Genomic DNA, 14829 nt, shown 5'->3' with positions numbered 1-14829 from the left:
TTTATGAAAAGTTATATAAAAATATTTTTATTGGGAATCTTTGCAGTGTTTATTAGCTGTGACGAAGATGATGAATTGCTGAAATTTTCTAAAGCAGTTGTACCCATTACTTTTGGGGATGATTTTCCTTCGTATAATGGTACTTTTACTACTTTAGATCAGGTTATTATACCTGTTGAAGCCACAGGAGCAGAATCTGTAACGGTTCAATCATGGATTAGTGGTGAAATGCATACCTATTCAATTACCGAGTCATCAGGGGCTTTTGAAATAAATGAGCCTTGGAGCAGTATCCTTGGATCTGTTTCTGTAGATAGCTTGGAAGAAGCTGGTGGAACAGTAGTTTTAAGAACAACTGCCACTGCAGGAGGAGAATCTGCATTTAGAGATTTTGGTTTGTCTATTGCAAATCCAATTTCTTTTGATTCCGGAACACCAGGACTTTCAACTTTTGGGAGTGATGTGGATGTTGAGTATAATGTTAAGACAAAAAATAAAGGCATCGATAGAGTTGAGTTTTTTACAAAGTATGGAGGGGCAGATTTTCAAACTTCACCAGTGGCTACCGTTGATGCTGGTGGAGTTACTGATTTTTCTGGAAAGTCTCAGACTCTTACTTTTCCTTCAGAAGGTGATTTAGGCGTTGGCGAGGCTTTTACCGTAGCAATTGTAGCTGTATCTACAGATGGCTTATCTGATACTTTAACAACTGATATCTTGGCAATAGAGGTTCCACTTTCAACTGAAGGTGTATTTAGATTACTGCCTGATGAATTTGTGGTGACTCCATCAACCGACACAGAGCCTGCTATTCTTGATACCGAGAATAATAAGTTTGATTTTAGCGAAGATTCTTTGATTCCTGATTCTGAAAATACAGAAGATATTAGTCTTGGTATAATTGGAGGGGAGTTAGTGTTAGAAATGGGTACTGGTGTTACTTGGGTAATCCCTAACCCTACTGAAGAATTTTCTGGGTATGAGTCTGTTAGGGATGCTTTTAATGCTGGGACTCCTTCTTCTATGGCAATCTCAAATTTAACTGATAAAGCTTCTTTAGGAGGATATATAATATTGAAGCTATCTGATTTAACAGGAGAAAATCAATTTGTTTTAATCTCAATTGATGCTGTTAGCTTAAATGCTGAGGTTGTTGATTCAGGCTATGATCCTATAACAAATTCGACAGTTGATATTTCTTATAGATCAAATATTCCTTGATTATTATTTGTTCAATATAAAAGTTAAGGCCACAAAAATATTGTGGCCTTTTCTTATGTGATTAAGTCTGTTTATCGCCTTTAACACATTATCTTTTATTTAATATATATTAATTTGTTTTATGATGTAAGAACTGTCTGGTAAATTAATTATTTTAGTGACGCTTTTATAATGGGGAATAAAATCAGCTCCCTTATTTATTTTTAAAAGGACACTCAATACTATTTATATGAGAAAATTTATACTTTTTATTGTTTTGCTTTTTGGATTAGGTCAATTACAAGCTCAAACAAGATATGTAATAAAAACTAGGGATTTTGTCTCCACAGAGGAGCTGTCTGTTAGTTTTCCTGAAAGCTATTCGTTTCACTCAGCGAGGAGCATAATAAATGCTAAGGCTAGAAATAAGCCTACCATTGTTGACGAAATTTATTTTGTTACTAAACCAAAAGGTATTTCTGAAAAAACCTTTTTAAACTCACTTAAATCAGATGGTAGGATAGAGTTTGCCGAGAAGGATATTATTCATCAAACATATGAAACTCCTAATGATATATCTATTGGGAATCAGTATTATTTAGAATTAATAAATGCATTTGAAGCATGGGATATTTCTAAGTCGAATGCGAATGTTGTCATAGGAATTGTTGATAGTGGAATAGATTTGAATCATGATGATTTGGTATCAAAATTAGCTATTAATGATGATGAAATTCCAAATAATAATATTGATGATGATAACGATGGCTATATAGATAATTATCAAGGATGGGATTTTGCAGGGCCTGATACAACTAATCTTAATTATGCAGGGGATCCAGGCGTTGGGGTTTTAAAAAATGTACCTGGGACAAACCATGGTAACCTTGTTTCTGGTGTAGCTGCAGCTGCAACAAACAATAATTTAGGTATTGCCGGAGTAGGTTATAATGCAAGTTTATTGATTACTAAGCACTCATTTGATAATCAGGCTCAAAACGACCGTAGTGTATACTTCACTTTGGCTGGAGTATTATATATGATTGAACAAGGTGCTGATATTGTGAATATGTCTTTTGGTACTACAAGCCGTAGTGATATATGGCAGTCAGTTATTGATTATGGTATCGAAAATGGAGTTATTTTTATTGCCGCTGCGGGTAACAGTGGTTTGAACAGTAATGAATATCCAGCTGCATATGATGGGGTTTTTGCTGTAGCATCTTCAGATAGCGAAGATAAAGTGTCTTCATTCTCAAATTATGGGTATTATGTTGATATTATAGCTCCAGGTTCAAGAATTTATACTACTAATTATAATAATTCATATACATATACAGACGGGACAAGTTTTTCATCACCGATTGTAGCAGGTGCTGCTGCACTAGTAAAGGGTAAATATCCTGACTTATCTCCAAAACAAATTCTAGATCTTTTAAGAATTTCGGCTGACCCTTCAATTTATAATAATGTTGAGTCCAAATATCGAGATAGGCTTGGGTATGGACGGTTAGATGTTTTTAAAGCTCTAACTATTCAAACACCTTCGCTATCTTTTGATGATGTGAAAATTAGGAACGAACGGACCGGACAAGTTGCAAGTGCAGGTGATACGGCAGTAGCTTATGGAATTTTAAGTAATACCCTGTGGAAAACATCAAATGCTACAAAAGTGACAATTTCTACAGTTTCACCTTTTGTTGAAATTTTAAATTCAGAAATTTTCCCTGGTGTAATTGATAGTACTACTCAATTAAACACAATTGATAATCCATTCCGAATTAAAATTGCCGCAAATATTCCAAATGATTTAGAGGTGCCTTTTAAGATTTCATTCTCGGATGGAGCATATGAAGACTATCAATATATCACGTTATTATTAAACCCTACTTACATAAACATCCAAAGGAACTTGGTTTCCTCTACCATAACCGGAGAAGGAAGAATTGGGTTTAATGATGCATTAACTAATGCGGAAGAGGGGATTGGCTTTTTATATAATGATAGGAATTTATTATTTGAAATGGGACTTTTAATGACTTCAGGTGGAAAACTTTCAAATAATATTAGGGGAGAAGGAGTAAATACAGATGATGATTTTAAACCAGTTGACAGAATTAAAAATATTGTACCAGGTGAGTTTTCAACTGAAGAAGCATTCGGATCATTTGATGATTCTAAATCTGATAATCCATTAAATGTATTAGTGAATTACCGCTCTATGGTTTGGGGTGAAGAGCCAGATGATAAATATATCATTGTCGAATATGAAATAGAGAATCAATCTGGTTCAGATATGAATGATCTTTATGTTGGATTATTCGCTGATTGGGATATTTCTCAATTAGTAGGGCCTCCGGATAGAGCTGGATACTATTCTAATGGCAATATTAATTTAGGGTTTGTTCATAATTTAAAAGAATCAGACAGTATTTATGTTGGTATACAAACATTGGTAGGGGACTTTAATTATTGGGCAATTGATAATGATTCTGATATCCCAGATAACCCATGGGGAGTATATGATGGTTATACTGATGAAGAGAAAATTGAGTCAATGACATCTGGTATTGGTAAGCCAAGAGCAGGTATACAGGAAGATGGTAATGATGTTTCTCATACAGTTTCGATTGGTCCGCTAGCTATAAATGCAGGTGAGTCTACAAAAGTCGCTTTTGCTCTAATAGCAGGTGATCAACTGTCTGAATTGGTTGAATCTGCAGAAATAGCATATTCTAAATATAATCAGACCTTGAAGGCAAATAAACCGAGTGTTGATACTCTTAATATTTGCTATGGATCTAATGTTACTATTAAAGCTACAGGAGCATCTAAGTATAATTGGTATAAAGACTTTACCGGTGGCGAACCTGTATTGACTAATAATAGTCAAATTACCTTGTCAAATGTTAAAAGCGATACTATTTTATATGTGTCAAATGCTACAAACTCATTCGAAAGTGTGAGAACTCCAGCCGTTGTAAATGTAATTGCCAATCCAGAAATTAGGCTTTCTAAAGGCTCATCAGCGATTTGTGATGGTGATTCTATTGTTTTATCGGTTCAGGATGGAAACCAGTATCTTTGGTCTACAGGTGAAACTGAAAGAATAATTACTGTAAAGGATGCTGGTGTTTATACAGTAACTGTAACTAATAATCAATTTGGGTGTAATAATATTCAAGGTCAAACTGAAATAACATTAAAAGCTAAGCCAACAAGTTTATTTAGTGCAAGTACTGATGAATCTTCAATTTTCGATAAGGAGTCGATTTTGTTCACAGACCAAAGTACTGATGCTGTTGCTTGGTTTTGGAGTTTTGGAGATGGTGTAACTTCAGTAAATCAAAATCCTGAACATGTTTATGAAAATTATGGAGATTTTAATGTAACTCTTACTGTTACTGGCGAAAATGGCTGTCAGGATATAAGTACAAGACCTTTGATTATTACATCTGTTGGGGATGATTTGAATGAAGAGGCTATTGTGGTTTATCCTAACCCAAGTGCTTCAGGTAGATGGAAAATAATTAATCTACCTCTGGAAGTTGAAAGTCTTAGAGTTATCAATATTCAAGGAAGGTTAATGAAAGATATATCAATTTCTGATAGGCAACTAGAAATAGATGGAGCTAACTGGACTCCTGGCTTATATATAGTTGAAGTACAGACACCAGAAAAATCGCATAGAATAAAGATTGTGAAATATTAAGATTTATTAATTATAAATGAAAGCCTGTTCAATAGAACGGGCTTTTTTTATATCATTTCCAAAATATTTAGTAATGTCTGTTGATCTGAAGAGTTAAGTGTATTGTCGGGTATTGAAATGTGTTTATAGAAAAAGGGAAGCTGTGTTTCAGAAGCATTTACATTAAATGAAGAATTGATTGCTATTAGAGGAATTTGATATTTGAAACACTGACCAATAATTTCTTTAAAGCTAATTTTTGATGGTTCTATAAATATAAATAGTTCACTTTCCCACTGATACTTAGACATGACGTTATTAATGTCCTCTGGTTTAGTAGCTAATTCATAAATAAGTTCTTGACTGACTGATTCATCTTCATCAATAATTAATAGATTATTAAAACCTATTTTATTTAGGTATTCAATAATTTGAGTGGATATTGGTTCTTTATTGTGATTAATAAATATCATAATGAGAAACAAATATAAGTCATTGAGTTATTTGTATGGAAGTCATTGGCTTATCTTTTCCTATATTTGCACAATAATTAGAATGAGATGATATACGTTAATAGAAAAGAGCATTTCAATGCCGCTCATAAGCTATATAACGATAGCTGGACTGAGGAAAAGAATAAGGAAGTTTTTGGTCCTTGTGCAAACTCTAATTGGCATGGCCATAATTTTGAATTAATCGTTACGGTTAAAGGTACTCCCGATGAAGATACGGGTTTTGTAGTTGATATGAAAAAGTTGGGTGACCTGGTGAATGAGGAAGTTATCGAAAAAATCGATCATAAAAACCTTAATTTGGATGTTGAGTTTATGAAGGGTAAGCTACCAAGTTGTGAAAATCTGATTGTAGAGATTTGGAAAATTCTTGAGCCAGAAATTCAAACAATGGGGAAAGATTGTGCTCTTCATAAACTTACACTTTTCGAAACACATAAGAATTATGTTGAGTATTTTGGAGAGTAATTAATAGCTGATATCGGTGAAGTATTTTTTAATAGCAGGAGAAAGATCCGGAGATATGCATGCCGGAAACTTAATCAAAGCCTTAAGTTCTATAGATAGCTCTTCAGAATTTATTGGTTGGGGGGGTGACTATATGCGTAATGCTGGCATGAAGGTGCTTACCCATTACCAATCGATAAGTTTTATGGGGTTTTGGGAAGTTATCCAAAACTATGGAACTATAAGAAAAGCTATTAAGAAGTGTAAGGAGGATATTTCCAGGGAAAAGCCTGACGCCATTATTTTAGTAGATTTTGCAGGTTTTAATCTTCGTATGGCTTCCCATGCCAAAGAAAACAATATCCCAGTGCATTACTATATTTCACCTAAAATTTGGGCATGGAATACAAAAAGAGCATATAAAATCAAAAAACTAGTTGATTATATGTATTGTATTCTGCCATTTGAGGTTAATTTTTATAAACAGTTTGATTACCAGACTGATTATGTTGGGAATCCATTATTTGATCAAATCAGGTCATTCAATCCAAAAGATAATTTTGCGAAGGAAATAATTGGTGATAACTCGAAAAAAATAATTGCATTATTGCCAGGAAGCAGATATCAGGAAGTGTCTTCAATGCTTAAGGAAATGTTGCAGGTGATTCCTGAATTTCCTGATTGTCATTTTGTCGTTGCAGCAGTTGATAATTTACCAAAAGAGCTATATTCTACAGTAAATGACTTCTCTAATGTTACTCTGTTGTCAGATCAGACATATGATTTATTAAAAACAGCAGATGCGGCTTTGGTAACAAGTGGTACAGCGACATTAGAAACAGCTCTTTTTAATGTGCCTCATCTGATTTGTTATAAAGCAGGAAAGATTAGTTATATGATAGCTAAAAGATTAATCAAGGTTGATTTTATAGGTCTTCCTAATCTAATTGCCGGTCGAGAGGTAGTGCCAGAGTTGATCCAGGATGATATGACTTCAGAACAAATGATTTCCGGATTAAAGGCTATTTTGTACAGTGGGAAGGGTGAAGAAATGAAGAAAGGTTTTAGTGAGATAAAGGAAATTTTGGGGAATAAAAAAGCTTCCCAGGAAACTGGAAAGCTTATATTTTCAAGGCTTAATCTGAGAGGTTAAGCCACTTTTAACTTTTTAAAATTTGATTTTTCAAATCTTGATTGAGCATATTCCTTATCAATAGTTAGTTCAGAAACATCTTCCATTGATGGTAACTCATACATGCTATCATTCATAATAGCTTCGCAAATTGATCTAAGTCCTCTTGCTCCAAGGTTAAATTCAGTTGCCTTCTTAACAATATAATCAATTGCTCCTTCAGTAAAACGAATTTTGACTCCTTCCATTTCAAACAACTTGGTATATTGTTTTACCAAAGCGTTTTTAGGTTCCTGAAGAATCATTTTAAGTGTCTCAGAAGTTAAAGGATTTAAATATGTCAGTACTGGAAGACGACCGATCAATTCAGGTATTAAACCAAAGCTTTTAAGATCCTGAGCTGTAACATGGCTTAAAACAGATTGTTCATCCACTTCTTTGGCAGCTCTATCCTTTTCACCTGCAAAACCGATTGGTCTTGTGTCCATTCTTCTGGTAATATGGTTGGCAATTCCGTCAAACGCTCCCCCACATATAAAAAGAATATTTTCAGTATTAACAGTGATCATTTTTTGATCAGGATGTTTTCTTCCGCCTTGAGGTGGTACATTAACTGCAGTTCCTTCTAATAATTTCAGAAGAGCCTGCTGAACTCCCTCACCACTAACATCACGTGTTATTGATGGATTATCAGATTTTCTGGCGATCTTGTCTAGCTCATCAATGTAAACAATACCTCTTTCTGCTGCTTCAACATCATAATTTGCTGCTTGTAGAAGTCGTGTTAAAATACTTTCAACATCCTCTCCAACATAACCAGCTTCTGTTAAAACTGTAGCATCAGCAATACAAAATGGCACCTCAAGAATTTTAGCTAAATTCTTAGCCAAATATGTTTTTCCTGTACCTGTTTCTCCAACCATAATAATGTTAGATTTTTCAATAATCACATCATCATCGGTTTTTTGCTGCATTAATCTTTTATAGTGATTATAAACTGCAACAGATATAACTTTTTTAGCTTCATCCTGACCAACTACGTACTCATCAAGATGAGTTTTAATCTCTTTCGGTTTAAGAAGATTAAACTGAGGAGACTCTGCTTTTTTGTTGTTTTTTAATTCTTCTGTCAGGATTTGATTTGCCTGGCTGATGCACAAATTACAAATATGAGCATGAATACCGGAAATCATCAGGTCCACATCCTTCTTATTCCTCCCGCAAAATGAACACGTTACTTCCTGGGACATAAATTTCCTTCCTTTAATTTCTATTTAATACTTCATCGATTAAGCCATATTTTTTGGCTTCTTCGGATTTCATCCAATAATCTCTGTCAGAGTCAAGTTCGATTTGTTCATAAGTCTGACCAGTATGTTTGGATAAAATATCATACAATTCTTTTTTCAAAGACATGATTAGCTTATAGCTGATTTCCATGTCTGCAGATGTTCCTTGCATTCCGCCGGATGGCTGGTGAATCATGATTCTACTATGAGGTAGTGCTGCACGCTTATCTTTGGTTCCTCCAGCTAATAAAACAGCACCCATAGAAGCTGCTAAACCGGTACAGATCGTAGCAACATCTGGTTGGATATATTGCATTGTATCATACATACCTAATCCTGCAGTAACCGAACCACCTGGACTATTAATGTATAATAAGACATCTTTTTTTGAATCAACAGATTCTAAGAATAATAATTGTGCAGTAATTATATTAGCCACTTCATCATTAACCGGAGTGCCTAAAAATATAATCCTGTCCATAATCAAACGCGAAAATACATCGATCTGTCTGAAATTTGTTGGACGCTCCTCAATAACATAAGGAGTCATGTTCTGCATTTCTTTTGAATAATCGTCAAACGTTGAGCCACTAATGCCTCTGTGTTTAACTGCATATTTTCTAAATTCTTCAGTATTGATTTCTTTCATGGGTTTAAGTGACTGTAATTTCACAAACAATCTACTACCTGTAGGTTATAATTGCCAATACAAGTACCTTTTTTACTAAATTGAATAATAAAAAAGTCCAACTACTGCCGGACTTTTTTATTAACGGTATTCGTTAAATTTAGTTTTGAGCAAGTTCGTTGAATTTATCAACGTCAACTTTTTCTTCTGTGATATCAATTTTATCTTTTATAAAATCAAGAACTTTCTGACCTTTTACCTGATTGTAAATGTTCATGTAGTTCTGACCATTATTTTGCTGAAGATAGTTTTGAGCAATTTGATCAAGCATCTGGCTCATTTCTTCATTCATTTGCATTCCGCCAAACTGTTGAGCAATTGATTTTTTAGCTTCATCCACGATCTCATCGTTTTCAACTTTGATTTCATTTTCTTCAGCTATCTGATCAATGATCATACTCCACTTAAGATCACGAGAATATGCTTCGAATTCATCTTCAACTTGTTCAAGTGTTACTTGACCATCATTACTTTGAACAATCCATTGCTTTAAGAATTCTTCAGGTAACTCGATCTTGGTAAGCTCTACGAATTTATCTCTGATATCTCGGTCTAGAAGGTATCCGCTTTCTCTATCGTAGTTTTCTTTTATAGTTTCTTCAACTTTAGTTCTGAATTCTTCTTCGCTTTTAACAGCATCTTTTCCAAATACCTTGTCGAAGAATTCTTGATTTAATTCAGCTTCTCCTTTTCTTTCAATTTTTTCAATTTTGAAAGTAAAGTTGCCATTTAAGTCTTTTACCTCATCGATAGATTGTCCTATAGCTTCTGCAAGATCTTCGTCTTTCTTGAAAGATTTTCTAATGTCAAAAGTTATCTCGTCACCAACTTTAGTTCCGATAAATACCTTTTGCTCTTTTTTAGTTGCCTTATCTATAGTTAGACTTAAATCTTTTTCAAAAGAACCATCCTCAGCAGTAAGTTTTCCAGTAAAAACATCACCGGCATCTGCAGTTTCAGGTTCAATTGTTTCTCCAAGTTGTTTTTGAAGTCGCTCGATTGTTTCGTCAATATTTTTCTTACTAGTTTTGATTACGTACTTAGTAAGTTTTTTTCTTTTAGAAACATCTGCTTTAAATTCTGTAGCGTATCCTATTTCGTACTCAAAATCAAAGTCTTTCTGAGTATCCCAATCAATAGAGTTAATCGCTGTCTCATTTGGAATAGGTTGTCCTAATACCTGAATGTTGTTTTCTTTGATGTAATCAGAAACTTTATGAGAAACGATATGATTAACTTCCTCAACAAGAATTGATTTTCCGTACATGCGTTTAATTACGCCTGTAGGCACTTTTCCAGGGCGGAAACCTTTAAGGTTAGCTTTTTTGCTGTACTCTTTGATTTTTTCGGCTACCTGAGATTGGTAATCACTTTCATTTAAGCTAATTTTAATGGTAGCTTCTGTGTTGGATTTCTTGTTTAACGTAATATCCAAGGCTGACTTACATTTATAGTACGACAATAATTAAAAAACCCTCAACCAAGATATTATTGTATCTGATCGAGGGTGAGTAAGTGCGGATGGAGGGACTCGAACCCCCATGCCTCGCGGCGCTAGATCCTAAGTCTAGTGCGTCTACCAATTTCGCCACATCCGCAATTGAGTGTGCAAATGTAAAAAAGATTTTTTAATTCGCAATAAGGTTTGAAAAAAAAATAAAATAAATTTTAAATATGGCTGATGTTGTAGCTGTAGAAGAAGAAAACAAAGAGATAATAAATAAGTACAGAAGGTTATTAAGGGCTGCAAAACCCTTCCTGAAAAATAATGATGCAAAAATTATTCGTAAGGCTTTTAACCTATCTGTCGAGGCTCATAAAGATATGCGACGCAAATCTGGTGAGCCATATATCTTTCATCCATTAGAAGTAGCTCATATCTGTGTCAAGGAGATAGGTCTTGGGACTACATCTATTGTTTCAGCACTTTTACATGATGTTGTAGAAGATACTGATATCGAGCTTGAAGATATCGAACATGAGTTTGGGCCGAAAGTGGCTCAAATCATCGATGGTCTAACTAAAATATCGGGAGTATTCGAATATGGTACTTCCCAACAAGCTGAGAATTTCAGGAAAATGCTTCTAACTCTTTCAGAAGATGTAAGAGTAATCCTGATAAAGCTTGCTGACAGGCTCCATAATATGAGGACTCTTGAAAGCATGCCTAGAAACAAGCAGCTTAAGATAGCCAGCGAAACAATATACCTTTATGCTCCCTTGGCTCACAGATTGGGTTTGTATGCTATAAAATCTGAACTTGAAGATTTGTTTCTCAAGTATACGGAGCCTGAAGTATACAATGAAATAGTCACAAAACTTAAAGCGGATAAGCCAATAAGGGATAGGTTTATCCGACGCTTTACAAATCCAATAAAGATTGAACTTGAAAAGCAAGGATTTGAATTTGAAATTAAAGGTCGTACCAAGTCTGTTTATAGTATATGGTCAAAAATGACCAAGCAAAACATTCCGTTTGAAGAAGTCTATGATGTTTTTGCCATCAGGATAATTATAGATACCGACCTTGAACAGGAAAAACCAGCTTGTTGGCAGGCATATTCTGTAGTTACCGATTTTTATAAGCCTAACCCGGATCGACTAAGGGATTGGATTAGTACACCAAAAGCCAACGGTTATGAATCACTTCACACAACAGTAATGAGTAAAGGTGGCCAATGGGTAGAAGTGCAAATCAGATCAAGAAGAATGGATGATATTGCTGAAAAAGGGTATGCTGCTCATTGGAAGTATAAAGATTCTGCTAATGCCAATCCTGAAGTTGGCCTTGAGGCATGGATAAGCAGGGTACGTGAAGTACTTGAAGCTGGTGATACAACTCAGGCTATCGAGTTTGTGGATGATTTTAGATATAACTTATTCAATAAGGAAATCTTTGTTTTTACGCCCAAAGGAGATCTTATATCATTACCAAATGGTGCAACCACTTTAGATTTTGCTTTTGAGATACATAGTGAAGTTGGGAAGCGGTGCATTGGTGCGAAGATTAATCAAAAACTTGTTTCGATAGATCATGTCCTGAAAAATGGAGATCAGGTAGAAGTTCTTACTTCATCTAAGCAAAAGCCTTCCGAAGACTGGTTGCGTTTTGTAGTTACAAGTAAAGCAAAAGCAAGAGTTAAAGACTTTTTGAAAGAAGAGAAAAAAGCTGCTGCTGCAGATGGGAAGGAAATTTTACAAAGAAAGCTTAAGCGCTTAAAAGTTGACTTCAATAGTAGTGTAGTTGATAAACTTCGCGATAGATATAATGAACGAACCGCTCTTGATATGTACTATAAGATTGGGAAGGGGATTATAGATATCAAAGGGTTAAAATCTATTCTCTATAAGAAAGATGAACCTGCTACCGAACCAGCAAAAAAGAAAGTAAAGCTCGAAGATCCGAAAAAATTCGCTTCCGAATTAAGGAGAGTTACGGAAGAAGACCGCGATGTGCTTTTGATCGGAGAAGATATGGATAAAGTTGATTATACACTTGCTAAGTGTTGTAATCCTATTCCAGGAGATGATGTTTTTGGCTTTATTACTGTATCAGATGGAATTAAAATACACAGAACATCTTGCCCTAATGCTGTTGAATTACTTTCCAATTATGGGTACCGTGTAATTAAAGCTAAATGGAAAAGTCAAAAAGAGACAGCTGCTCTTGCCGGACTTCAAATAACTGGAACAGATAGAATTGGCCTTGTTAATGATGTTACTAAAATTATTTCATCAGAATTACAGGTAAATATGCGTTCTGTGCAGATTAGTACTGAGAATGGAATTTTTAATGGAAATATTAAACTTTATGTTGATAATAAGTTTCATCTTAAAAATTTAATGGACAAACTTAAGAATGTTGATGGTGTAGAGTCAGTAACAAGGTATAATCCAAAGGAATAAATATATAAAAATTTCTTTTTTTCGGCTGTTGTCGATCAATTATATATATTTGTGGTGAAAAGGCAAATCTTAGAAAAACATTCCTTTTCAAATTGATTTTGATATGAAATATAATTATAAATTAGAAGACGAGGTTTTTGTTCTTTCATTTTCAGGAGACCTTATTGGTGAAAGCGATGGTGCAGAGCTAATTGAAGTGATTCAGGAGAATATTGATAAAGGAGTGAAGCTTTGTGCAATTGATATTTCAGGATTAAGATATATTAATAGTAGTGGTATAGGAGTTTTAATTACAATCCTGACCAAGTTTAGGAATAGAGGAGGAGAAGTAGTATTGGTTAATCCAGGTGATCAGGTCAAAAAACTTCTCATCATAACAAAACTTAATAATATTTTTCAGATAGAAGATTCCCTAGAGGGAGCAAAAAAAAGCTTAAGTAACAGCTAATGAAAGTTGACGTATTGTTGGGCCTTCAATGGGGAGACGAAGGCAAAGGAAAAGTAGTAGACGTACTTGCTCCAAAGTACAATGTGGTTGCCAGATTTCAAGGCGGACCTAATGCCGGACACACACTAGAGTTTGAAGGCAGAAAGCATGTCCTACATCAAATCCCTTCAGGTGTATTCAGAGAAGGAGTAGATAATGTAATTGGTAATGGCGTTGTGCTAGACCCGGTTATATTGAGAAAAGAAATTGAAAAGCTTCTTGATGCAGGAGTTGATTGTAAAAACTGCTTATCTATTTCTAAAAAGGCACAGCTAATTCTTCCTACTCATAGATTGCTAGATGCAGCTTATGAAAAATCTAAAGGAGATAAAAAGATTGGATCTACATTAAAAGGAATCGGACCTACTTATCAAGATAAAATTGCAAGAGTTGGTTTAAGAATAGGGGATATCCTCACAAAGGATTTTTCTCAAAAATATGATCGACTTGTCAAGCATCATGAGTCTATATTAAAGGCTTATGAATTTGAATATGACCTTCCTGAGCTTGAAAAAGATTTTTATGCTGCAATCGAATTTTTAAAACAATACAAATTCATTGAAAGCGAATATGTCATCAATGATTATCTAAAAACTGAAAAGTCGGTTTTAGCCGAAGGCGCTCAGGGTTCATTGCTTGATATTGATTTTGGTTCTTATCCTTTTGTTACTAGTAGTAATACAATGACTGCCGGTGCTTGTACAGGATTAGGAGTGTCGCCATCTAGAATTGGAGAAGTATTTGGTATATTTAAAGCTTATTGTACCAGAGTCGGAAGTGGACCATTTCCAACTGAGCTTAACGATGAGACAGGAGAGAAGTTAAGAAAGATCGGTAACGAATTTGGGGCGACTACTGGAAGACCAAGAAGATGCGGCTGGCTTGATTTGCCTGCATTGAAATATGCTGTTATGTTGAATGGTGTTACTCAGCTTTATATGATGAAAGCAGATGTGCTGAATGATTTTAAAGAGCTTAAAGTGTGCACCGATTATAAACATGAAGATGGAACAATAAATCAAGAATTACCGTATGACTTAAGCACAAGTACGGTTGAACCGATTTATAGATCTTTCAAAGGTTGGGATTGCGATCTAGAAGGTATCCGAGACTTCGATTCTTTACCTGTTGAAGTAAGAGAGTATATTGACTTTATTGAAGAATATGTAGGGGTTCCTGTTACATTAGTGTCTATTGGGCCTGACAGGGAAGCTACAATTATTAAAGAAGAAGTACCGGCTTAAATAAAAATAAGCTTAGTCTTTTAAAATGAAACCGGCCTCGGGAAGGGCCGGTTTTTTTATTTTCATGGAAGTTGATAAAATATACCGTTGAGGAATAGGTAGTTAAAACGGTTGCGTAACTTTTTCTTTTTGGGTGTATTGCATTTACGAAAAATGTGTTTACCTTTGCAATCCCTTTCGGAAACAGACGGTGAAAGAAAGCTAGAAATTGAGGTAATGAGAAGGAGTTTATT

General features: G+C 34.7%; 12 protein-coding genes and 1 tRNA gene. 7 read left to right on the top strand and 6 right to left on the bottom strand.

All coding sequences use genetic code 11. The annotated features are described in order from the left end of the window. The first annotated feature begins 3 nt into the window (after positions 1-3). Positions 4-1221, top strand: coding sequence for a hypothetical protein (locus HH304_RS13105; RefSeq protein WP_169682386.1), 1218 nt, complete (start codon positions 4-6; stop codon positions 1219-1221). Positions 1222-1450: 229 nt separating this feature from the next. Then, complete coding sequence (locus HH304_RS13100; RefSeq protein WP_169682384.1) at positions 1451-4912, top strand: S8 family serine peptidase; 3462 nt, start codon at positions 1451-1453, stop codon at positions 4910-4912. Between the two features lie 47 nt (positions 4913-4959). Here HH304_RS13100 and HH304_RS13095 read toward each other — a convergent pair whose 3' ends face one another. Then, on the bottom strand, positions 4960-5364 hold the full coding sequence (locus tag HH304_RS13095) for a hypothetical protein (RefSeq protein WP_169682382.1): 405 nt from the start codon (positions 5362-5364) through the stop codon (positions 4960-4962). An 87-nt stretch (positions 5365-5451) separates the two neighbouring features. Here HH304_RS13095 and HH304_RS13090 point away from each other — a divergent pair, with 87 nt between their 5' ends. Continuing rightward, positions 5452-5871 carry a 6-pyruvoyl trahydropterin synthase family protein gene (locus HH304_RS13090; RefSeq protein WP_169682381.1) on the top strand — a complete coding sequence of 140 codons (420 nt, stop codon included), beginning with the start codon at positions 5452-5454 and terminating at the stop codon, positions 5869-5871. Between the two features lie 16 nt (positions 5872-5887). Beyond that, positions 5888-7003 carry a lipid-A-disaccharide synthase gene (gene lpxB, locus HH304_RS13085; protein ID WP_169682379.1) on the top strand — a complete coding sequence of 372 codons (1116 nt, stop codon included), beginning with the start codon at positions 5888-5890 and terminating at the stop codon, positions 7001-7003. Here the strand turns inward: lpxB and clpX are convergent. From clpX to HH304_RS13065, 4 genes are all read right to left on the bottom strand, one after another. Then, positions 7000-8232, bottom strand: a complete 1233-nt coding sequence (gene clpX, locus HH304_RS13080; RefSeq protein ID WP_169682377.1) for an ATP-dependent Clp protease ATP-binding subunit ClpX — start codon at positions 8230-8232, stop codon at positions 7000-7002. The genes lpxB and clpX overlap by 4 nt on opposite strands. Positions 8233-8245: 13 nt before the next feature. Then, positions 8246-8920 (bottom strand): ClpP family protease, encoded by a 675-nt coding sequence (locus HH304_RS13075; protein ID WP_169682375.1) that lies wholly within the window; start codon positions 8918-8920, stop codon positions 8246-8248. Positions 8921-9059: 139 nt separating this feature from the next. Continuing rightward, on the bottom strand, positions 9060-10394 hold the full coding sequence (gene tig / locus HH304_RS13070; protein WP_169682373.1) for a trigger factor: 1335 nt from the start codon (positions 10392-10394) through the stop codon (positions 9060-9062). Positions 10395-10475: 81 nt separating this feature from the next. Beyond that, a tRNA-Leu gene (locus HH304_RS13065) sits at positions 10476-10557 on the bottom strand. A 76-nt stretch (positions 10558-10633) separates the two neighbouring features. Here HH304_RS13065 and HH304_RS13060 point away from each other — a divergent pair. The 3 genes from HH304_RS13060 to HH304_RS13050 all read left to right on the top strand — a co-directional run bounded on the left by HH304_RS13060 (position 10634) and on the right by HH304_RS13050 (position 14596). Then, positions 10634-12865, top strand: a complete 2232-nt coding sequence (locus tag HH304_RS13060) for a RelA/SpoT family protein (protein ID WP_169682371.1) — start codon at positions 10634-10636, stop codon at positions 12863-12865. A gap of 103 nt (positions 12866-12968) precedes the next feature. Beyond that, on the top strand, positions 12969-13313 hold the full coding sequence (locus tag HH304_RS13055; RefSeq protein WP_169682369.1) for an STAS domain-containing protein: 345 nt from the start codon (positions 12969-12971) through the stop codon (positions 13311-13313). Beyond that, on the top strand, positions 13313-14596 hold the full coding sequence (locus tag HH304_RS13050; RefSeq protein WP_169682367.1) for an adenylosuccinate synthase: 1284 nt from the start codon (positions 13313-13315) through the stop codon (positions 14594-14596). Before HH304_RS13055 ends, HH304_RS13050 begins: the two co-directional genes overlap by 1 nt. Here HH304_RS13050 and HH304_RS21265 read toward each other — a convergent pair. After that, positions 14574-14829: hypothetical protein (locus HH304_RS21265; RefSeq protein ID WP_271711615.1), on the bottom strand; the 256-nt coding region annotated here is incomplete at its 5' end. The two genes, HH304_RS13050 and HH304_RS21265, sit on opposite strands and share 23 nt — an antisense overlap.

This window comes from Marinigracilibium pacificum (assembly GCF_012926615.1).
GTDB classification, from domain to species: domain Bacteria; phylum Bacteroidota; class Bacteroidia; order Cytophagales; family Cyclobacteriaceae; genus Mangrovivirga; species Mangrovivirga pacifica.
This window is presented reverse-complemented; position numbering and strand designations above follow the sequence as displayed.